The 21,634-nt window shown below is 25.2% G+C and carries 26 protein-coding genes, 1 tRNA gene and 1 other RNA gene; 1 reads left to right on the forward strand and 27 read right to left on the reverse strand.

Features of this window, described 5'->3' with window-relative positions; genetic code table 4:
* Positions 1–227: 227 nt before the first annotated feature.
* The 13 genes from AAHM88_RS03880 to AAHM88_RS03940 all read right to left on the reverse strand — a co-directional run bounded on the left by AAHM88_RS03880 (position 228) and on the right by AAHM88_RS03940 (position 11,598).
* Complete coding sequence (locus AAHM88_RS03880; RefSeq protein ID WP_342262250.1) at positions 228–581, reverse strand: hypothetical protein; 354 nt, start codon at positions 579–581, stop codon at positions 228–230.
* A 217-nt stretch (positions 582–798) separates the two neighbouring features.
* Positions 799–1,230 (reverse strand): hypothetical protein, encoded by a 432-nt coding sequence (locus AAHM88_RS03885; RefSeq protein WP_342262251.1) that lies wholly within the window; start codon positions 1,228–1,230, stop codon positions 799–801.
* Positions 1,231–1,244: 14 nt separating this feature from the next.
* A complete protein-coding gene (locus tag AAHM88_RS03890; protein WP_342262252.1) occupies positions 1,245–2,396 on the reverse strand; it encodes an Mbov_0396 family ICE element transmembrane protein in 1,152 nt (383 codons plus the stop codon).
* A 356-nt stretch (positions 2,397–2,752) separates the two neighbouring features.
* Positions 2,753–3,094 carry an Mbov_0395 family pilin-like conjugal transfer protein gene (locus AAHM88_RS03895; RefSeq protein ID WP_342262253.1) on the reverse strand — a complete coding sequence of 114 codons (342 nt, stop codon included), beginning with the start codon at positions 3,092–3,094 and terminating at the stop codon, positions 2,753–2,755.
* 35 nt (positions 3,095–3,129) lie between these two features.
* Positions 3,130–3,435, reverse strand: a complete 306-nt coding sequence (locus tag AAHM88_RS03900; protein WP_342262254.1) for a hypothetical protein — start codon at positions 3,433–3,435, stop codon at positions 3,130–3,132.
* A 328-nt stretch (positions 3,436–3,763) separates the two neighbouring features.
* Positions 3,764–3,839 (reverse strand) — tRNA-His (locus AAHM88_RS03905).
* 274 nt (positions 3,840–4,113) lie between these two features.
* Complete coding sequence (locus AAHM88_RS03910; protein WP_342262255.1) at positions 4,114–4,635, reverse strand: hypothetical protein; 522 nt, start codon at positions 4,633–4,635, stop codon at positions 4,114–4,116.
* A 234-nt stretch (positions 4,636–4,869) separates the two neighbouring features.
* Complete coding sequence (locus tag AAHM88_RS03915) at positions 4,870–5,190, reverse strand: hypothetical protein (protein ID WP_342262256.1); 321 nt, start codon at positions 5,188–5,190, stop codon at positions 4,870–4,872.
* A 525-nt stretch (positions 5,191–5,715) separates the two neighbouring features.
* Positions 5,716–6,375, reverse strand: a complete 660-nt coding sequence (locus tag AAHM88_RS03920; protein ID WP_342262257.1) for a 2-oxo acid dehydrogenase subunit E2 — start codon at positions 6,373–6,375, stop codon at positions 5,716–5,718.
* A gap of 33 nt (positions 6,376–6,408) precedes the next feature.
* Positions 6,409–7,791 (reverse strand): biotin/lipoyl-containing protein, encoded by a 1,383-nt coding sequence (locus tag AAHM88_RS03925; protein WP_342262258.1) that lies wholly within the window; start codon positions 7,789–7,791, stop codon positions 6,409–6,411.
* Between the two features lie 67 nt (positions 7,792–7,858).
* On the reverse strand, positions 7,859–8,503 hold the full coding sequence (gene trmB / locus AAHM88_RS03930; RefSeq protein WP_342262259.1) for a tRNA (guanosine(46)-N7)-methyltransferase TrmB: 645 nt from the start codon (positions 8,501–8,503) through the stop codon (positions 7,859–7,861).
* A 16-nt stretch (positions 8,504–8,519) separates the two neighbouring features.
* The gene (gene mgtE, locus AAHM88_RS03935) at positions 8,520–9,950 is read right to left on the reverse strand and encodes a magnesium transporter (protein WP_342262260.1); all 1,431 of its coding nucleotides are present in this window, start codon (positions 9,948–9,950) and stop codon (positions 8,520–8,522) included.
* Between the two features lie 259 nt (positions 9,951–10,209).
* Entirely contained in the window at positions 10,210–11,598 is a 1,389-nt protein-coding gene (locus AAHM88_RS03940; RefSeq protein WP_342262261.1) for an Mbov_0401 family ICE element transposase-like protein, read from the reverse strand.
* 194 nt (positions 11,599–11,792) lie between these two features.
* Between AAHM88_RS03940 and AAHM88_RS03945 the strand changes: the two genes are divergently transcribed.
* The gene (locus tag AAHM88_RS03945) at positions 11,793–14,321 is read left to right on the forward strand and encodes a hypothetical protein (RefSeq protein WP_342262262.1); all 2,529 of its coding nucleotides are present in this window, start codon (positions 11,793–11,795) and stop codon (positions 14,319–14,321) included.
* Positions 14,322–14,370: 49 nt separating this feature from the next.
* Here the strand turns inward: AAHM88_RS03945 and AAHM88_RS03950 are convergent, their stop codons facing one another.
* From AAHM88_RS03950 to ssrA, 14 genes are all read right to left on the reverse strand, one after another.
* Positions 14,371–14,838: a hypothetical protein gene (locus AAHM88_RS03950; protein WP_342262263.1), complete on the reverse strand. Its 468-nt coding sequence runs from the start codon at positions 14,836–14,838 to the stop codon at positions 14,371–14,373.
* Positions 14,839–14,884: 46 nt separating this feature from the next.
* A complete protein-coding gene (locus AAHM88_RS03955; RefSeq protein WP_342262264.1) occupies positions 14,885–17,047 on the reverse strand; it encodes a hypothetical protein in 2,163 nt (720 codons plus the stop codon).
* Positions 17,048–17,062: 15 nt separating this feature from the next.
* The gene (locus tag AAHM88_RS03960) at positions 17,063–17,269 is read right to left on the reverse strand and encodes a hypothetical protein (protein WP_342262265.1); all 207 of its coding nucleotides are present in this window, start codon (positions 17,267–17,269) and stop codon (positions 17,063–17,065) included.
* A 43-nt stretch (positions 17,270–17,312) separates the two neighbouring features.
* Complete coding sequence (locus AAHM88_RS03965; RefSeq protein ID WP_342262266.1) at positions 17,313–17,705, reverse strand: hypothetical protein; 393 nt, start codon at positions 17,703–17,705, stop codon at positions 17,313–17,315.
* Positions 17,706–17,727: 22 nt separating this feature from the next.
* Positions 17,728–17,976 (reverse strand): hypothetical protein, encoded by a 249-nt coding sequence (locus AAHM88_RS03970; protein WP_338968164.1) that lies wholly within the window; start codon positions 17,974–17,976, stop codon positions 17,728–17,730.
* Between the two features lie 2 nt (positions 17,977–17,978).
* The gene (locus tag AAHM88_RS03975) at positions 17,979–18,263 is read right to left on the reverse strand and encodes a hypothetical protein (RefSeq protein WP_342223871.1); all 285 of its coding nucleotides are present in this window, start codon (positions 18,261–18,263) and stop codon (positions 17,979–17,981) included.
* 6 nt (positions 18,264–18,269) lie between these two features.
* Positions 18,270–19,253, reverse strand: a complete 984-nt coding sequence (locus tag AAHM88_RS03980) for a hypothetical protein (RefSeq protein ID WP_342262267.1) — start codon at positions 19,251–19,253, stop codon at positions 18,270–18,272.
* Between the two features lie 24 nt (positions 19,254–19,277).
* A complete protein-coding gene (locus AAHM88_RS03985; RefSeq protein ID WP_338967559.1) occupies positions 19,278–19,520 on the reverse strand; it encodes a hypothetical protein in 243 nt (80 codons plus the stop codon).
* A 19-nt stretch (positions 19,521–19,539) separates the two neighbouring features.
* Positions 19,540–19,674 carry a hypothetical protein gene (locus AAHM88_RS03990; RefSeq protein ID WP_338966796.1) on the reverse strand — a complete coding sequence of 45 codons (135 nt, stop codon included), beginning with the start codon at positions 19,672–19,674 and terminating at the stop codon, positions 19,540–19,542.
* Between the two features lie 11 nt (positions 19,675–19,685).
* Positions 19,686–19,916, reverse strand: coding sequence for a hypothetical protein (locus tag AAHM88_RS03995; protein ID WP_338966797.1), 231 nt, complete (start codon positions 19,914–19,916; stop codon positions 19,686–19,688).
* A 3-nt stretch (positions 19,917–19,919) separates the two neighbouring features.
* Positions 19,920–20,081: a hypothetical protein gene (locus AAHM88_RS04000; RefSeq protein ID WP_339023857.1), complete on the reverse strand. Its 162-nt coding sequence runs from the start codon at positions 20,079–20,081 to the stop codon at positions 19,920–19,922.
* Positions 20,081–20,302, reverse strand: a complete 222-nt coding sequence (locus tag AAHM88_RS04005) for a hypothetical protein (RefSeq protein WP_342224501.1) — start codon at positions 20,300–20,302, stop codon at positions 20,081–20,083. Before AAHM88_RS04005 ends, AAHM88_RS04000 begins: the two co-directional genes overlap by 1 nt.
* Before the next feature lie 2 nt (positions 20,303–20,304).
* Positions 20,305–20,631 carry a hypothetical protein gene (locus AAHM88_RS04010; protein WP_338967555.1) on the reverse strand — a complete coding sequence of 109 codons (327 nt, stop codon included), beginning with the start codon at positions 20,629–20,631 and terminating at the stop codon, positions 20,305–20,307.
* Between the two features lie 590 nt (positions 20,632–21,221).
* Positions 21,222–21,632: a transfer-messenger RNA gene (ssrA, locus tag AAHM88_RS04015) on the reverse strand.
* Positions 21,633–21,634 lie beyond the last annotated feature (2 nt).

A 21,634-nucleotide genomic window follows, 5' to 3' on the forward strand; every position in this document is an offset into this window, starting at 1 on the left:
AATGTGATAAAATGAAAACGAATAAAAATGACAACAACAAGAAAGGTATGGTTAGTTTAGTAATTAAATAATATAATTAGCTGATTGTTTTACTTCTTCAAAGCAATACCTAAGAAAACTAAACGCGACCTTGCTTCATTATTTAATAACTAATTTCAATTGCTTTAGTTTATAATTCACCATTGACTCCATAATCACTACTAAATCCAGAACTATCATCCACTAACCTAATTTTCATAAATTGATTCAGAATTATCAGTTTCTTCAATCGCTGATGCTTTTATCGCTTCAAAAGCAGACTTTCTTCATTGGTCTTCTTCTCAACGGCGCTTATTTTCAATTTCTCTTCTAATATTTTCTTCTTGAATTCTTGCAATTTCTTGATTTCGGCGTTGATCCTCTCTAACTCAACGATTAGAAACTTCTTGTCATCATTGATATTCTTTACTTCGTAACTCATCTTCTTGAATTTTTCGTTCATATTCTTGTAATCTTCGTTTATCTTCTTCTAATCGGATTGTATCTTCTTCTAATCTAATTTTATCTTCTTCAAGAATTCTCTGTTGCTCATTAGTCATCATATATCCTCATTTTCTCTTAATTATTAAATTTTAATTTGTTAATTTTTTCGTTAAATTGTTAGTTTACGGCATTCTTAAATAACTATTAATTAATTTTTCAATAGGCTTGATAACTATCATTATCATAAATGTATTCCCGTTCAATTTTTTCTCTTTTAACTGGTCATTGCTCACCCTCAATACCAGTTACAATAAAATCACCTTTTTTAAATATTACTTAGCCCTCTTTGGTAATAACAGTCCCATCTTCACTAGCAACAATAGCATCACTAATAATAAACTTTTTTATACCAATTAAGCAACCATTAGGATACTCCATTTTACAATTAGCTTTCATTGCTAAAAATAGTTGCTTTGCAATTAATTGATCAATTTTTAACTCTTCAATTTCATTTGCTAAATTATGGATGAATTTGCAACCAATAATATCAAAGTTACTACCATCAATATATGTCTTGTCATAAACAGTACGAGAAACTGGTCATATTTCTCCTGTTACATCACTAATAATTAAATCATTTACTTGATATTGTAAATTAGATCCGTAACTAGTTTGTAAATTTCCTGATTGTTTAGCAACAATAACTTTAACAAACGCCGGTTTCTTTATTAGCTTTACTTTGCTTCCTAAAAATTCCTGAGATAGCATCCTATTTTTCCTCCTTATAATTTTTTATTCATTTTTTTAATATTTTTATTTATTTGTAATTTCTTATTTTTTTCTAGTTTCCGTTTTTTTTCTAACTTCATAGCAATATCAATGGCCATTTTCGGATGATTAGCAGGATTACTAGCTTTGACAACAAACATAGCTTTTTTAAACATCGTATCACCAACAACATCGTTTCGTAAAACTTTTACTTTATTACGGAAATTTTTTATGACACTACCAATATCACTTGATTTTGTTCCCTTAGTAATAATATTAATTAACTTTTGTGATGATAACATAAATGATAATCCCGCAATAATAATAATTAATTTAATTACCGCCTTAGCAATATAAATACCCTCTTCATCACCAAACTTCATCTTGCCACCATCAACAAAATCAATTAAAAGAAATATTCCTGACCTTGTAATTGTTATTGCTAAAAACATTCCTAAAACAAGAATAAAATTATTAATTACTTCTTCTTTTCAAAGATGAAAAGTTCTACCACCATCAGTTGTCATTTTAGAAGCAGCAAATGGTGCTAACATATAAAGAAAAACTAGTCTAAAAACACGAGTAATTAATAATAAACCTAATTTTCCCATACAAACAGCAAAACCAACAAAACCAACAAAACCAACAATTGGCAAAATAACATTATAATTACCACCAACATCCAAAATCCCTGGTTCACCAGTTATCTTATTTTTGATTCATCCCATATCATGAATTATATTTATCATTGTGTTTTGATATAAACTATCCTCTTGAATATTTTTAAAACCAAAATTTAATATTTCTTGAAACATATCAACAATAAATTTAAAGATAAAAAATAAAATCGGAATCGCTACAATTACCGCTGCTGCTTTTGCTGAATTTTTAATACTATCAACTACTTTTTGTTTCATTGTAATTGGTTCAACAGATAATTGAGCAGTAATAAAGTTACTAATTAATGAAACAATAATAACAACACCAGCAACAATAGCAAAAAATAATAATAGCGGTGCCATTTTAAAACTAGCATTTTCTTTTGCTACACCAACAGAAAAAACATGATCCAATAAACTTTGATCAACAAAACTCATTACTAATTTTTCTAAAGCTCCCATAATAACTTTAGGTCATTGAACAAAGACAATATAAATAAGATACATTAAAGCTTTATTTATTGATTCACCGATATTTTCCAGAAGAAACTTAGTTACTTCTTTAAAGGCACCAGTAATTGGTTTTAGTAATTCTGATATATTAATTATTTTTCTCTCCTTTCAAATTGATAATTATTTATATTCAATCTTAAAACTACTTTTTAAAATTAATAATGATAACAACTATTCATATTAAGGAAACAGTAAAAGAAAGAAACGAAGTAATACAAATTCAAAATCACTGATTTTGATAATATAGTTTTTTATTTTTTTTATTATGATTTTTATTTTTTATTAATTTATACAGAGAAAACATTATCATATAACAGTTAATTGATACAATTAATGTTAAAACAGAAATACTATCCATAATATATTAAATGGCTATTTCAAAGAATATATTTCCATCTAGTGAATACTAAATCCATAACTTGAGTTTTTGGTTTAAAATCCTCATTATTTTTACTAAATTCAATAATTACATTAATTAAACCAACAGAAGCATATGCCACAACTACACCAATAAACACTCATAACAGACCTTTTAATCAAGTACGTCGTTTCTCTGGTTTATCTTTAGCCCAAGCAATCATAATACCACAAATTATAGCAGCGATTATTGCTGTAATACCTAACAATGTATATAAAATATTAAAAACTTGTTGCGATTGTTTAGTGATAAATTCACTAACTTTATCACCCATACTTGCTCCTCTTTTTCTTTCAAATTTTTTACTTTTTAATTTTTAATATTAATCACATTCCAATATTTATATTCTTTCAAAATTTTTCTAATAACTAAATGATTATGAACACAACCACCTTCTAAAAATATTTGTTGATCTTTAGATTTAATCTTATTAATGTAAATTTTCTTATTACAAGTTTTCATATTGAATTGTGATTTTCAATTCATTTTTCTTCGTACAGGGTCACTCTCTTCAACCAAAACACTATATTGGCAAGTTTGACCAACACGAGGAATTTGAATTAGTTTATTTTGTTTAGTATTTAATATTATTTTAATTCTCTCTTTTAAACTCATATTTTATTCCTCTTTCATAAGAAAAAATTTATTGCAAGCCTATTCTTAAAATATTATATTTCTAAAAATAGTCTTAAAACTAACTGTTATTTAATGCATTATTTTATAAATTTACTTTATACATCCTCCTCTATTAGCTATGCTCCTTTCTAATAACAAGACTGCTATTTAATTAAATTTCATTAAGAATTTCTAATGAAAGATACTTTTAGAAACATATTTTTAGTTAAAGAAAAAAAGAGATCTAGATTATATCTAGACCCCTGAAAACTTTATACGACCTATAAAGGAAAGTACATTTATGAGAATATTTTAATTTAAATAAAAATGGGGCGACTGATGGGAATTGAACCCACGAATGTTGGTTCCACAAACCAATGCGATAACCATTACGCCACAGTCGCCATATATAATGGTTTTTATTAACCGATAAAATTATATAACTATTTTAAAAGAATGTAAACTTATTCGTAAAAAAAGGTCGCGTTTAGTTTTCTTAGGTATTGCTTTGAAGAAGTAAAACAATCAGCTAATTATATTATTTAATTACTAAACTAACCCTGCCTTTCTTGTTATTGTCATTTTTATTCTTTTTTATTTTATCATATTATTGAATTTTTACACAACAAAACTTTATGCGTCCTATTAATTTTATTAAATTTTAACTAATATTTTTACTTACTTAAATTTATTATATTTATTTGTTACAGTATTACCTTTATAATTAATTCAACTATCATCATTTTTATTATTATATTTATTTCATAATGAATTTTTATATATTTCTTTTCTGATTTCTATTTCTGAATTAATATTTTCATTAATGTAATGTAATACATTTAATTTGTTTAAATTTGCCATTCTTAAATGTAATAAGTTATTTAAATTCTTATGATTATATATTTTTGCTCCATATCCTAATTGTTGTTTTACTAAATGTGACACATCACTTTCAATGCTACAACCGATATTTCATTCTAAATTTTGATGATGAATGCCATGCTTATTATTACTGAAATAATTACTCGCCTTTCTTAAATTTGTTGTAATATCTTTATTTAATTCATTTTTAGCAATATTACGAATGGTTTTGATTAATTCTTGATGATTTCCATCCTTATATAATTTAATTCAACTTAATTGGACGCATAAAGTTTTGTTAAGTAGGAAAAGGTTTAAATAATTTTGAAAGAAAAGCAACTAAAAATTGATTACCTTTTTATTTAAAAAATAAGTAATAAAACAAAATATTTAATATTAACAAACATAATCTTAATAAAAGGTTATAAAACCTAAGTAAAATGCTTACAAAAACAATATTAAAATAATTTTTTACAACAAAAATCGTACATAGGATATATATACTTAATTTGAATATTGAAATAATTTATAGTAAATGATTATTTTTTCTTTTTTAAAAAATACCTAAGAAAACTAAATGCGACCGTTATAATTTATATCTTTTTTGTTGTTTGCTTTTTCGGCAATGAAAAAACCTAATAATTCTTGTCCCTTAATTAATTTGGTTTCTTTTTCTTTTTGATTAATTGAAATTACTTGATATTTACTATCTTTTATTATTCCAATGCAAATTGAATTTTCGTATTTTCCTTTATAAACAAATCGCTTTGGAAACCAAATACCGATTTGTCCATTAAATCACGGAATTTCTGGTGCTTTAATAAGAATTGCGTTTTGTGTTTCTTTTAAAAGATATTTTTTAGTATTTAAGAAAATGTTTTCAATGTTTTTCATAATAAATTACCTTTCTTATGAATAAACTAAGTTATATTAACTAAGTTAGTTAACTTAGTTTTTTAAACACTTATATATCGCAGATTTAAGTGTTTAACAAGCTTTGTTAGTAAATTTTGTTTTTTTAATTAGATAAAGATTTTAATAATTTTAAACTTAATATATCCCTATATAGAAATTTCTACACTTTAATATCCGCATCCTACCCTTGGAACTAATTTAATAGCGTGTATATTTTTAGGAAATCCACCCATTCATTTTTTTATTGCAAAACGAAACAAATTGCTATAGCTAATAGGATGTTATCTATTAACTGGTAAACTTCTTTTGGTTATGGCGACCACCCACAATTTATCGTGCTTTAATACATACCAACATTATTAATTCACTTGTATTTAATTTTCAAAGAACAAATTTTTAACATCTTATAAAATAAAAAGACAATCATTGCTGACTGTCTTAATACTTATTCAAATCTTTTCCCACCTAACAAAACTTTATGCGTCCGTAAAAAAATCGCTAAGATTAACTTAGTGATAAAATATATGGTTTTTCTAAATTATTTTTTAAAGTTTCTAAAAATTGTCCCGCATCATAAATATCAATAGCTCGTTGATCAACTGTTAATGTTATATTCATCATATGTCTAATAGTCACACTTTGACCATAAACAACAGGTTTTCTTAAAATCTTACCAATCCCCATAACCGCAACATTAGGATAAAAAATTGGTGAAATACCTGAATTTGCGCCAACCATTCCAAAATTAGTAATAGTAATGGTACTACCAACAAATTCAAGGTCATTTGTTTTCCTTGCCCGAATCCTTTGATCAGATTGCTCTATATCAGTTGCTAACTGTGCTATTGATAACTTATCAACTAATCTAATAACTGGAGTTTGTAAACCATCAGCATATTGTCGAGCAATAGCAATATTATGATATCTCTTAATAACTAATTCATTAGTATCAGCATCATAACTAGCATTAAGTTTTGGATATTCTTCTAAACTTAAAGATATTGCTTTAATTATAAATACCATTGAATTCAACCGTGTCTTACTATTGTTACTATGCAAAGACATCCTTTCACAAAGAGCAATGACATTATTCATATCAACTTCACAATTTAATGTTAAATGCGGAACATATTTATTACTTAATATCAACCGCTTCCACAGCACTATTTCTTGCTTTTGAAAGCATTTTTCTAGTTTCTAAATGACCACTCTTTTGTTCAGCAGAATGATTAATTTCAATGTTAACACCATACCATTATCATTAATTAAATTTTCATTCTTTAAATTATTTTCTAATGGGATAATTAAATTTTGTTTAGCAATCTTTTCTAACTGTTCTTGAGATAATGAATTAAAAGATTGTTGCATATCACTATGATAAGAAGCCATTAATTGTGGATTAATAATTGGAACATATTTTGGTGGAATAAATACTGGTTGCTGAAAATAACTAGGTATATATTGATGACCTGAATTTTCCAACATATTATTTATTCCTTGATTACTTTGTTGATTACTTTGTTGATTACTTTGTTGAGTATTTATATTTTCATCAGTTACTTCATCAATTAATTCTTTTAAATTTACTTCTGACTGAGAAACAGCAACTTTGTCTTGCTCAGTATTCTTTTCTTGATATCCTAATGGTTGATATTGACTTTTAATAGTTTCCTTAGTTTCTAGTTTATCATCTACTTCTTCAGAAATTATTTTATTAATTTCTTCAATATTACTATCATTATTAATTTTACCTTTTTGAATTAAATCAATTTTTTTATAAATAGTATTCCGAGCATTATCAACAAAAGAAGCATTTACATCACTTGATTGCGTTTTACTTTCTTTAACTGTAACAACTTGTTCTTGCAAATTATTCATTCGCTTCATAATTATTTCCCGAAATGATAACGGTTTTTCATTTTTCTTTATTAACTCTTCTGAAGTTGTTTTTGAACTTAAATTATTTTCAGGCAATGGAGTTTTTTCTTGAATATCATTTAATTTATTTAAAATTCTTTGACGAAATTTAGAAATACTAGATTCATTTTTTTCTTGCATATCACTAATAACACTATTAGAATTAATAATACTTTTGTTTTTTTCAATTACTTGATTTGGCGATTTAGGTTTTGGCGTTGGCGTTGGCGATAATTTTTGATTAATAACTTTTTTTTCAAATTCTGCTGTAAAACCCTTTTCTAAAGGTGATTGATTTTCTGATAAATTAAATTTTAATTCTTTCTCTTGTTCTTCTTGTTCTTCTTGTTTTTCTAGTTCTTCTCAATTAGAAAATAGCTTTTTTGATGACGATTTTATTGGTTTTACTGATTTTTCAGAGACAATTTCTTTCAACATAATCTTCATTTTAACAACAACATCACCGCGTTTAACACTATCACCCTCAGCAACAAATAATTTTTCAATATTACCATCAAATAAAGTACTAACGGGAATCTCTTGACCTTCACAGTCAACAAGCAAAATATTTTGAAAGGCTTTAACATGACTTCCTTGTTCAACTAAAATTTGCTTAATAGTACCATATTTACTTGGTAAATCATTTAACTTAATTTTAATCATTAAAGCCACCTCTTAACTTTTATCTTATTTTAACATTTATTATTATTTATTATATCAAATAATTTTATTAAAACGAATTTTTTACTACTTTTAAATAATATATTACTTTATTTTGTTTAATAAATTTCTTCTCATACTCTGTTAAAAACATACTAGATAAACTATCTTGCTCTTGAACTAATAATTTTCAATGAGAATCACTCCTCAAACTATTAATAGTAAAGTCAAACAATATCGCATTATCAGTACGAATTAAAATTTTACCAGCATTAACAAGAATATTTTTATATGCTAATAAAAATTTAGGATGCGTTAACCTTCTTTTATAATGTTTTTTCTTTGGTCACGGATCAGAAAAATTAAGATATATTTCAGTAATTTCATTAATAGCAAATATATTTAAAATATTATTAGCATCAATTTGAACAAATTTTAAGTTATTAGGAATTTTTTCTAATGCTACCACTTTCTTTACTGCTACCATTAATACTACTTCCGATTTTTCAATGGCAATAAAATTTATCATTGGATATTTATGTGCCATAGCAATAATAAAATCTCCTTTACCACATCCAATTTCTAAATGACAAGGTTGAGTATTATTAAAAATTTTTGATGCTCAATTGCCTTGATAAGTTTGGGGCTCTTGAATAACAATTTGATAATTATTTTTTAAAAATATTTTTGCTTGCGGATTATTTCGTAATCTCATATTATTCTCCTATCTATTAAGTAACAAAAAATAGTAAAGCGATAGAAAAAAAGATTGTTGTTGATACACAGTCAATAATCGTTGTTACCAAAGGAGCAGCCATAACAGCTGGATCCATTCTTAATAATTTTGCAATAATTGGTAAAATTCCTCCCGCTACTTTAGAAATAATAATAACGATTCATAAAGATAATGAAATTGTAATCATTGAAGCTCACTGATCTCAATGTAAAACACCATCATATTTAATAAGATTAATAATAATCATTCTAATAAAATTAAAGCAAATTAAAATTAAACCAACAAAAAAAGATATTCTTAACTCTTTCCAAACAACTTGCCCATAATCTTTAACTGTAACATCACCTAATGATAATGCACGCACAATAGTCGTTGATGCTTGACTTCCAGAATTTCCTCCCGTATCAGCAATAATTGGTAATAACGGTACTAATAAAGTTAAAAACTTATTAGATAAATCACTACTATTTTTATTAGCACCAAATAAAGGTAAAAAAGCATCAATAACTAATTCCGAAAAAGTAGCTGACACTAATAAAAATAACAACCAAAATATTCGCGAACGAACAATTCTTCAAACTGGAGTTTTTAAATATAACATCTCAGTTGGTTTAATCGCAGCTAACTTTTCAATATCTTCTGTTGCTTCTTCTTCCATAACATCTAAAATATCATCAACAGTAATAATTCCAATTAACACATTTTGCTTATTAACAACAGCAACTTCATTTAAATCATATTTTTGAACAATATTAGCAACTAATTCTTGATCACTATGAGCATCAACACTAACAACATTAGTTTCCATTACACTATTAACTTCTTCTTTGCTATTAGCAAAAACTAAATTTCTTAAACTAATAACTCCTAATAACTTATTCTTACTATCAGTAACATAATACTTATCACTATTTTCTGCTCTTTCACCCAGTTGTTTCACTTTTTCCAATGCTTGACCAACTTTCTCATGTTGAAGCAACTGCACAAAATCAACTGACATAATTGAACCAGCACTATTTTCTTCATAATTTAATAAGATATTAATTTCTTTTCTTTTATCACGCGATGCATTGATAATAAGCTTTTTAACAACTTCTTCAGGTATTTGTTCTAATAATTCAACAATATCATCAGCATATAATTGATTAACAATTTGCGTTATTTCCGTATTATTTAACTCATTTAATAACATTATTTTTATTTCCGTATCAAGATTAATAAAAACTTCACTAGCTATTTTTGAATCTAACAACCGTACTAAATATAAAACTTCACTAAGATTTTCCATTTTATTAATTACATCAGCTAAATCAGCACTATGCAAATTTTTTAAAATTTTTTCTAAGCTTTTCTTATCATTAATATTAACTAATTTTTGCAAATTGCTAATATTTATTTGCAATAACGACTTATTATTAATAGACACTAGCATTTTACCTCACAACAATGTTATTTTACTATTTATGTAATATTAATTATATCTTGTTTAACAATAAGGTCGCGTTTAGTTTTCTTAGGTATTGCTTTGAAGAAGTAAAACAATCAGCTAATTATATTATTTAATTACTAAACTAACCCTGCCTTTCTTGTTATTGTCATTTTATTCGTTATGATTTTATCATATTATTGAATTTTTACACAATAAAAAATTAAAAAATTATTAATTATTATTAAATTTTCACTAATTATCTAAATTTATGTTTTCTATATTTATTCGTATATACAATACTACCTTTATTAATTCAACTATCAGCATTTTTCTTATTATATTTATTTCATAATGAAGTTTTATATATTTCTTTTCTGATTTCTATTTCTGAATTAATATTTTCATTAATATAATGTAATACATTTAATTTGTTTAAATTTGCCATTCTTAAATGTAATAGGTTATTTAAATTCTTATGATTATATATTTTTGCTCCATATCCTAATTGTTGTTTTATTAAATGTGATACATCACTTTCAATGCTACAACCAATATTTCATTCTAAATTTTGATTATGAATACCATGCTTATTATTACTGAAATAATTACTCGCTTTTCTTAAACTTGTTTTAATATCTTTATTTAATTCATTTTTAACAACATTACGAATGTTTTTGATTAATTCTTGATGATTTCCATCTTTATATAATTTAATTCAACTATTTAATGCTACTTTGCGATTTTCAAAAATAATATTAAATGCGGTTTGTTTTAATTTTTTAATAGCGTGATAACCGTCTAAAATATATCTAACATTGCCAAAACTATTGGCAATTTCTCTAATTCAAGTATCACCATCGCCACAAACAATTATTCTGTCATAATTAATATTTACATAATGTTTTTGTAATTCTTTAATTAATAAATCACGATAATCCATCGTATTTATTCGTTTACCAACTTTTAACATTAGAAAATGACCTCGTTTGTTTTCCAATTCTCTACGAGCATTTTTGTAATTTTTTTCTTTATGTCCGGTATGAAAAGTAACTAAACGAATTCTTTGGTCTTGTTTAACTTTCTTATCTAATGTCGCTAAAAATGTCTCATCTAGTTGAATATATAAATCCTTATTTTTAACATCAATTCTATTTTTAGTTTCTTTTTCTGCTAGTTGAAAATATTCAGCAATATCGTATTTATTTAAAATATTTGAAATACTACCTTTTGAAATATAACAATGATTTAGAGCATCTAAAACATCGCGATAGCGTTTGCCATCACCCAGAAGACTTAAAACTTTAAATTGGACATCAAAATAAATGCGTTGTTTGGGCAATAAACCAATTTCTTTATCCAACAAACATACATATTCAAATTTCCCTGATTTTTGATTTCAATATTTATATCGGCGTCGTTTAAAAGTAACATCACCAAAAATTGTAATAATTGTTCTTACAGCAAAATGAACTACTTTATAACCTTGTTTTAAGCGAAAATGATATTTATATAAGTATTCATCTAATTTTTCATATTCATTAGCTAATTGTTCGCATTTATTGGTGTACATATTTTTGTGGGTTGTAAATAAGTTTAATCAATGCTTATTTTCTAAGGTTTTTACATTATTATTAATTTCTAACATAATAAATTACCTTTCTTACTAGTAATTTTAACAAAGTTAAATTTCGTTAGTTTATGATCTAAAAAGTAGAAATTTTTGTTTGTTGATATATAATGAAATTCCAAAGTAAGGAGATTCAAGACTAAGATTTGGAGAAAGGAAAAGATGTTGTAAATTTTATTAATTAGTAAAAATTCATAAAAAGGATTTAATAAATGAAAAAATTACTTAGTTTATTAAGTACAATAACAATGGCAAGTAGTGGAATACCAGGTATTCTTAGTAATGTCTCAACTAAAATAGAGAAAATATTAAAAAATAATACTGAAAACAACTTTTTACAAACCAATAATTTAAAAAGAAACAAAAGACAAACCCCGCCGTCATTAAAAAATATAATTACAACAATTAATATTGGTAAAATAAAAAAAGTTAATATAAACAGTGTTATAAAAAGATTAAGTGAAATTAATCATCCAATTTTATCAAGACAAGATTTTTTAGAAAATATTGAATTTGAAAAGATTACAACCAACTTAGCTATTGTTCATTTTAGAAATTGAGAATTTGCACCATTTCCAAGAACTTTAACTTTTACTATTAATTTTGATTCTGATATAGTTAATCTTAATGGAAATTTAGGTATAATAAATGAAAATGCTATTTTAAATTTAAATAATATTTTAAATAATAGACCCGAAACAATCGCAAGACAATTTATAGAAAGAAATGATTTAGATCATTTATTAACAGTTGATGATTTAATAGTTACAAATATAACAACTGGGTCGGCATTAATAGAAAGTTCAAATATTAATTATTTACTTTCAGTAAATGTAATTTTTATGCCCAGATATTTAAGTTTAAGAACATTTATTACTAATACTAACTTAGGTCATTTAGAAACAAATTCAAAAGATAACATTATTAAAAGATTACATGAAATAAACAATTTAAATTATCGTGGTAGAAATATAAGACTAGAAGTTAGAAATATTACAAGAAATTCAGCTGAAATTTTATTTAATCAATCAACTAACAGCAGTTCTTCATTACACGATTTTCATAGTACTGGAAATTTTGATTACGAATATACGATAACAATAACTTTTACTATTACAAAAATTGATTTATCATCCGTTATTACTAATACTGATTTGGGTGATATACCAAATAATTCATTTCAAACAATTATTACAGAAGTAATAAGAGCAAATCCAAATTCTGGATTAACAGTTAATGATTTAGTAGTTACAAGAGTAACTACAAATTCAGCAACAATTACGAGTCAAAATAATAATTATTTTGGAACAATTGATGTTGTTTTTGATTCACTTACTGTACATTTATCATCCGTTATTACTAATACTGATTTGGGTGATATACCAAATAATTCATTTCAAACAATTATTACAGAAGTAATAAGAGCAAATCCAAATTCTGGATTAACAGTTAATGATTTAGTAGTTACAAGAGTAACTACAAATTCAGCAACAATTACGAGTCAAAATAATAATTATTTTGGAACAATTGATGTTGTTTTTGATTCACTTACTGTACATTTATCATCCGTTATTACTAATACTGATTTGGGTGATATACCAAATAATTCATTTCAAACAATTATTACAGAAGTAATAAGAGCAAATCCAAATTCTGGATTAACAGTTAATGATTTAGTAGTTACAAGAGTAACTACAAATTCAGCAACAATTACGAGTCAAAATAATAATTATTTTGGAACAATTGATGTTGTTTTTGATTCACTTACTGTACATTTATCATCCGTTATTACTAATACTGATTTGGGTGATATACCAAATAATTCATTTCAAACAATTATTACAGAAGTAATAAGAGCAAATCCAAATTCTGGATTAACAGTTAATGATTTAGTAGTTACAAGAGTAACTACAAATTCAGCAACAATTACGAGTCAAAATAATAATTATTTTGGAAATATCAATGTAACTTTTAATAATATAAAAAAAATAAAAAGTAATCAAATATATAAATTACATGACAATGATGATGACGATGATAATAATTTAAATAATAGTATTGAAAAACGATACAGGTTTTTACAACCTGATCAATTAAAAATTATTTTTAAAAAAGAAATTTGAGAAAAAGAAATTAAACCACACATTGAAACAATCATTAATATTGTAAGTGATATAAATAAATTTCCAATAAGTGATTATAGTCTTTTTGAAAAATATAATGAACAAGATAGAAATATGACAATTGGAGGTGTCGTATATAATTATAAAACTGTAGATGACTATTTTAAATTAGATAATACTAAATATGTAACGATTGATAAACAACTAGGTGGTGGATTGAAAGCATTTTTATCGACAGATTTTTATTATAGTTATTTTTTTGATTATATTTTAATAAATAATGCACAAAATAACAGTATTGAAAAATGATACAAGTTTTTACAACCTGATCAATTAAAAATTAGTTTTAACAAAGAAATTTGAGAAAAAGAAATTAAACCACACATTGAAACAATCATTAATATTGTAAGTGATATAAATAAATTTCCAATAAGTGATTATAGTCTTTTTGAAAAATATAATGAACAAGATAGAAATACTTTAATTTCTTTTTTAATTTGTCATTTTATAGAAATAAATGATTATTTTCAATCAAGTAATTCTTTAATTTTTTCAACAGATACATTTGGTATTACTTTTGATATTGAAAAAAATAAAATAAAAAATTATGAGCTTTAAATATGCAATAACTTTAATTGGGACAGGGACTGTACAATTAACTGTGTCTCTAAGTAATTAACTTAAATTCATTTATATTTTCTAAAAAGTAATCTTTTGTAAGATTATTATTGGTTCAAACATTTAACTCTGTACCTTGTGCTTTAATTGTTATTTTTTTGTTAATTACTCATTTATCATCTTCATTCTCTATTTTTGTTCCGTGTGTAGTTATTAATTGTCTAATTTCTTCTTGTTTACTCTGATTATTTTGAAATTTTTGTGTAAATAGGAAAGTAAAGTTGTTTAAATTTTTTAATTCTGGTAATTTTTTATTTAAACTGCTATTATCTTTTTTATATATTTGGACTCGTACAATTTTTGTATTTGAAATTCAAAACTCTACTTTTTCTAAGTTTATGATTTTAAAATCATAAACTTTATTTTTTTGTTCTACTGATTCATTCGCTTTTTTGGAACAACTAACTATCGGCAATGCCGTTAGTCCTGAAAGAGTTATTATGTTTAAAATTTTCATTATTTTAACTCCTTTATTATTTTATTTTTCAATATATATATATATATTATACAAAAATTCGTAAAATCATTAGAAAAATGGCAAAACCAATTAAAAACTGAAAGGTATAGTAAAACGCAGGTACCGTTTTAAAAACTGGGAAAATAGCAGTTGAAAAATTAACTGTTGCTTTCGCAATGATTGCTAATGGTCGTAAAATGGTAATGACTTGTGAAGCGGTCAGCATTCAGTTTAACATTTTGATGCCAGAATTCTGAATGGCACAACCAATATCGTTAAATGTGGGTATCCACCGCCCTGAATATTTACAATTTGTTGGCGGAATTAAGTCGTCTCATTCTGAGTTGGTGGAACCATCGGGAATAAAGGCTGTGGAATTTAATACATTAAAGTCATAAATTTTAAAATTATAATTAAAGGTATTTGTTTTATGGTATAAAGGAAAAGTTAAGGTAAAAATATTAATGCCATAGCGAATATCAATGTCGGTATTGAGGTAATTGATACTGTTAGCAGTCTTGCTGGTTGGCAAGGTAATCAGTTTATTATCATAAGATTTAAGGACATTAAAATCAATTTGATAAATGCTATTGGTGTTGTTAATAGCATTAAATTTTTCTTGGTGCGTTTTTTTATCAAAAGTAAAAAAATAACTTCTTAGTAATAATTCCGAATTACCAATAACATTAATTAAATATTTTTTGGGATAAAAGGTAATTAACGAACGATAAAAGAAACCAATTTGAATAAAGTAATCTTTGTTGTAATTATCTACACCCTTAAAATCAATTTCGGTATGAGTTTTTTCATCCATATCAAAAGTAGCATAAAATAAACTGGCAAAGAAGTTACCAAGAATTTCATAGATTTCATCAAAAATATTTTTATAATCGCTGTTATTAATACTAGGAATGTTGTTTTTAAAATAAAGGTAAATGTCATTTCGTAAATCAGGGTCATAGCGTAGAAAACTAAATTTAACATTAAGGTAATTTAAGGTTCCAAAAAGGTACTTAATTAGGTAATAATCGTTAGCCCTTTTGGTGTCATATTTTCATATTTTATTTTCACCGTGTAATAATTGTAAATAGTTATTTCCAGCAATTAGGGTTTTGTTAAATGCCTTAATTTTAAGGAAATTATCGTTAGTATCCTCTTGTTTCGCAATGACCACTTTAAGCGTATTTGTTCCTTGCAATTGTGTACTCGTTTCAATTGCAGTGAATTTAACGGTAAATGTTCTGTCAGCGACATTGTCTGTTGTTAAATCAAAAGTAGTCCTATCATCTAAGTAATTGTTGTCATTATCTTTAATTTCAGTATTATAGTCGATGCCCTCAATTGCATTATTTACGCCAGCAAGATTGTTAATTTTTTCATTAAGTCTTTTTTTAATTTTTTTTATAATTTCGATTTTGGTTGCATTTGTCGGGTCGATTATTTCTGAGTTTGATAAAGTAGTTGAATTCTTGTGATAAAAATAGCTTTCGTTTTTAAAACCATGATTTTTAATCGTAAATTCTTTGTAATAACCTTTTTCTAAGGTATCAATGAAATTAAATACTGGTGTTCAATAAAGATAAGAATAATTGAATTTGTCAAAATCACCGCGATGAATCATTAAATAATCAAGATTCTCGATAACATCATTATAGTTATGGTTGCCATCAAATTTAATAGTTGTTGTTGGCAAGTCAATATCAGTACTATTTTTTTCAATTTCAATTTTAAATTCATTGATATTTTCTAAAAAGTAATCTTTTGTAAGATTATTATTGGTTCAAACATTTAAATCTGTGCCTTGTGCTTTAATTGTTATTTTTTTGTTAATTACTCATTTATCATCTTCATTTTCTATTTTTGTTCCGTGTGTAGTTATTAATTGTCTAATTTCTTTTTGTTTACTCTGATTATTTTGAAATTTTTGTGTAAATAGAAAAGTAAAGTTGTTTAAATTTTTTAATTCTGGTAATTTTTCATTTAAACTGCTATTATCTTTTTTATATATTTGGGCTCGCACAATTTTTGTATTTGAAATTCAAAACTCTACTTTTTCTAAGTTTTTGATTTCAAAATTATAAACTTTATTACTTTCTTTTTTATTTCTAATTAGTGATTGTGTTGTTATTTCATCATTGTTAATGTTTTGGGGAATGGTAAAAATGTTATTGAAACTAATAATTAATACGGTAAATATTTTCATAAACATTTTTATCACTCCTTTTTAAAATATTTTATTTTTCATTGTTCTTTTTTCTTTAATTTTTTTAATAAGTCACTCAATGCTACAATTTATAATTACCGCTATTGTAATGCATATATCTAAATATCCTAATATCATAAGTGAAATTAATGCTTCAAATTTTTCATATAATAATTTCAAATCATTAATTTCCAATTTTAAAAATGGAATGAAAAAGATAATAATCATAAAAATGTAAGGCAAAATTCTCCATCAATATTTTTTTAAAGAATTAATTAGTTTTTTTCATTTCATTTTTCAAGGCTCTTTTTGCTTTAATTTTTTGAATAATAAAGCGGACTAATTTTTCAAATTTAATTGCAAAATATATTGCTCCGCCTCATCAAAAAACAAATATTCCTGCTAGCATAATACTAGTATTGAACTTACCAAAAAAATCAACCATCTGTTTATTCATAAAATCATTAAATTCGTTACTTGTTCCGGTTATTCATTTAGTATCGATTGCTGTTAATGCACAAATTAATAAGCTTATAAAGATGAAAATGATACTTAATGATACTTTTAACCACTGCTTTTTAAAAGAATTTTTAATTTTTAATCTTAATGGTGTTTTTTCTTTTGAATTATCTTTTTTAAGTAATTTTCCTAAAAGTTTTTTCATTTTAATTCTCCTTTCATGTTTTTTATCGTCCTTTAATCACAATAAATAAAGCAATCAGTACACAAGTAACACCAAGAATGGTAAAGATTGGGTGTTGCGAAAATGTTCGTGCCATTGGTTTAAATAATTCTAAAATTGTTAAATTGCTAGTAATAAACTTTTTAAAATTGGCAAGGCCTTCGCTAATATAGTTTGTTAAAGTTTCAAAATGACTACCAGCCAATAGTCCAAGCACAGTTATTAAGATAAAAATAATAATTAGTTTAAACATTGTTAGTTACCTTGTTTTGTTTTTATTGGTTTTATTTGTTTTTTAGTTTTTCCTCACGCACTTAAACGCCCTTTATTTTTAACCGCATATTGGCGTTGTTTTTCTAAATTAACTTGTTGACTACCAAATCCAAGAATAATTGCCATAAGAAATTCTACAGCCAGTGTTAAGAATAAAGGAAATATCAGTTGAATATTCGTTCCCGGCACTTCTAAACTTCAAATTAAGTCAAAAACTTTATAAAGCATTTGAGCGAGAAAGTCGGCCATTTTTGCGAGATTTTCCATTTTTTATTATTCCTTTTCTTTCATTTTTCTTAAAAATTTGCTGAATTTATCCATTTTTAAGTATTCTAAGTCTTCTAAATCAATTGCTGTGTCATTATAGTATTTATCTTCATAGTCAGGATTTACTTTTGAATTTAAGTAATCTCTTAAAAACGCTAGGTAAAAAGAATTGTAAGTGTTTAATATTGGTAGAGGAATTTTTAGTTTAAAAAAATAAATATCAAGTTCAGGAATATCACGGTATTTAATGCGACGACCCTTTTTACTATTTTTAGCATCAATTAAAGTGTTTCGTCAGCGTTCATATTCTTCAATACTAGTAAAGGTGCCATAGATGACTTTTAAGTAGGGGCGAAAAATATTAACGGGTTTTTTACGAATGCCCACAATCACATTATTGGCAATATCACGAACTTTAACTCAAATATGTTTATCTCTTTGACCGCTAGCTAGCACAATATGACCGAAATGGCGTGCCAGAGCGAAATATTCTTGAATACCGGTTTCTTCGTTTTTGGTATTATTTTTTTCTCAATCAGTTCCTTCTAAAAATAAGTTGGTTTCATCTCATAAAAGTAAGGTTTTGTCTGGCAATACCGGATAATCAAAATTTAATAATCCCATATGTCCTAAACTTAATTTTTGGGTTTCTAGTAATGGAAATGTTGATGCGATATGATATTTCTTCTTTTTTAATAATTTTGATGCGTATACTAGAAAGGCGGTTTTTCCAGTTCCTAATGAACCAATAACAATATTTAATGGTGAATTTTTTAAGAAATTAATAACTTTGTTAATTTGTGTTAAATTACTGATTTTAAAAATAAAAATTAAAATACAACCTGCTAAAAATAAATAACTTACAATGTTTTTAAAATAACCGTTGTAAATATATCAAATTGCTCCTCAATGTCATAAAATTAAAAATGAGGTGCGATTCAATTCAATAAAATGGTTATTTTTTTCTATTATTCATTTGCAAAATTTCATCTTGCACCTCACTTTATTTTTTTGTTAGCGTACAGCTCCAAGTAATTTTTCAAACATTTTAAAGCAAATAAAGAATATTGCCAAAATAAATGGAAAAATGAATATTCAGTAGTCAGCAAAGAAATTACCGACTTGTGGCATATTAACAGCAATAATTTCCCACATTTTAGTAAACGCTGTTATAATCGCATTTCATAATTTAGTCATCGCGTCACTAGCTGTTATCTTTGTTACTGCTGGTGCTTCTGTTAAGAAAGTTCCAATCATATAATCACCCCCTTTCTTTTTAAAACATTCATCATTTATATTCAAAGTTTTTCTTAAATTTATTAAAACCACGATTAACCTTAACACGACTGTATTTTTTACTAATTAATTTTGAATTTCTTTGTGAATGCATTACAATGTAACTTCTTGACATTACTTTTGTTTCTATCTAAATACTGATATGGTTTTTCAAAGTAGCATTAGAATAAATCACACCATAATCGCTGTTAAGAATCAAAAAGCAATGTTTGCCATTAAAAGTCAAAGTGTTTCTTGGGTTAAATCAATTTCTTTACCACCACTAATATGAGCCGGAATATTTGTAATTTGGATAAACAAATCTCAGAAAGTTTGTTTAATTTGTTCTCAATTAAATTCTTTTAAATTTACTGTCATTTTTTATCTCCCAAAAATCATTTTTATTGGTAAATACATAATTGAAATTAATGCGAAAAGAAAAGTAATGATAATAATTAATCCGGCAATAAATGCAACTTGTGCAGGCATTTTTTCTATCGGAACAAACAGTTCTAAAAATTCCATAATAATTTTTCAAAACATTATTTTTTATTCTCATTATTTTCTTTTGAATTAGGAGCTTTAACTCATTCTTCAAAGCGAGCAATAAATACTTTTTCGTCTTTTGTGAAATTACCAGTATTATTTTTAATGGCATTTTTAAATTTAATTCGCATTTTTATTTTGGCATAAATTTTATAAGCAAAATACGCCAATAGCATTATGCAAGTGATAATAAATATTAATCCAATCGCAATATTCATTTTTAAACTCCTTTAAAATAGTTATAATTTATATCTTTTTTATTGTTTTCTTTTTCGGCAATGAAGAAGCCTAATAATTCTTGGCCTTTAATTAACTTGGTTTCTTGCTCTTGTTGATTAATTGAAATTACTTGATATTTACTATCTTTTATTATTCCAATGCAAATTGAATTTTCGTATTTTCCTTTATAAACAAATCGCTTTGGAAACCAAATACCGATTTGTTCATTAAATCACGGAATTTTTGGTGCTTTAATAAGCATTGCGTTTTGTGTTTCTTTTAAAAGATATTTTTTAGTATTTAAGAAAATGTTTTCAATGTTTTTCATAGTAAATTACCTTTCTTATTTGTTATAAACTAAGTTATATTAACTAAGTTAGTTAACTTAGTTTTTTAAACACTTATATATCGCAGATTTAAGTGTTTAACAAGCTTTGTTATTTAATTTTGTTTTTTAATTAGATAAAGATTTTAATAATTTTAAACTTAGCATACCCCTATATAGAAATTTCTACACTTTAACATCCGCATCCTACCCTTGGAACTAATTTAATAGCGTGTATATTTTTAGGAAATCCACCCATTCATTTTTTTATTGCAAAACGAAACAAATTGCTATAGCTAATAGGATGTTATCTATTAACTGGTAAACTTCTTTTGGTTATGGCGACCACCCACAATTTATCGTGCTTTAATACATACCAACATTATTAACTCACTTGTATTTAATTTTCAAAGAACAAATTTTTAACACCTTATAAAATAAAAAGACAATCATTACTGACTGTCTTAATACTTATTCAAATCTTTTCCTACCTAACAAAACTTTATGCGTCCTAACAATAAAAGTCTTTTGTTATTTAACAATAAAATAAAAAGTAAACTTATTGTTTACTTTTTATTTTATATTTACATTTATGGTGGAGATGGTGGGAATTGAACCCACGTCCAAAAATAAGTCCCAATTAACATCTACAGTTTATTTTATTCAAGAAAAGTTCATTAAAGAAAAATATGAATAAACAAGTAATATCTCTAACTAGTTAATAGAATTTCAACATTGCTTATTAACATCACAATATCTAGTTTATCAAGTATCAACATTAAACTAGCCTAGATAAACTTAGGCTAAAATAATGTGCTATTTATATCCTTTAAAAGGTTGAATTAAGCAACTAATGTTGCCCCAACAAAGTTATGATTTAACATATATGTTGGAATAGCTTGATGTTCTTTTTTATTTCCGGTTATAACACCTCGAAGTAGATAAGGTTTACCACACCACTGCAGTTAATTGTTTGTTATTTCTGTCGAATCCAGTGCACCCCCAT

The organism is Spiroplasma endosymbiont of Dromius quadrimaculatus, assembly GCF_964031155.1.
Lineage (GTDB): Bacteria > Bacillota_I > Bacilli_A > Mycoplasmatales > Nriv7 > Nriv7.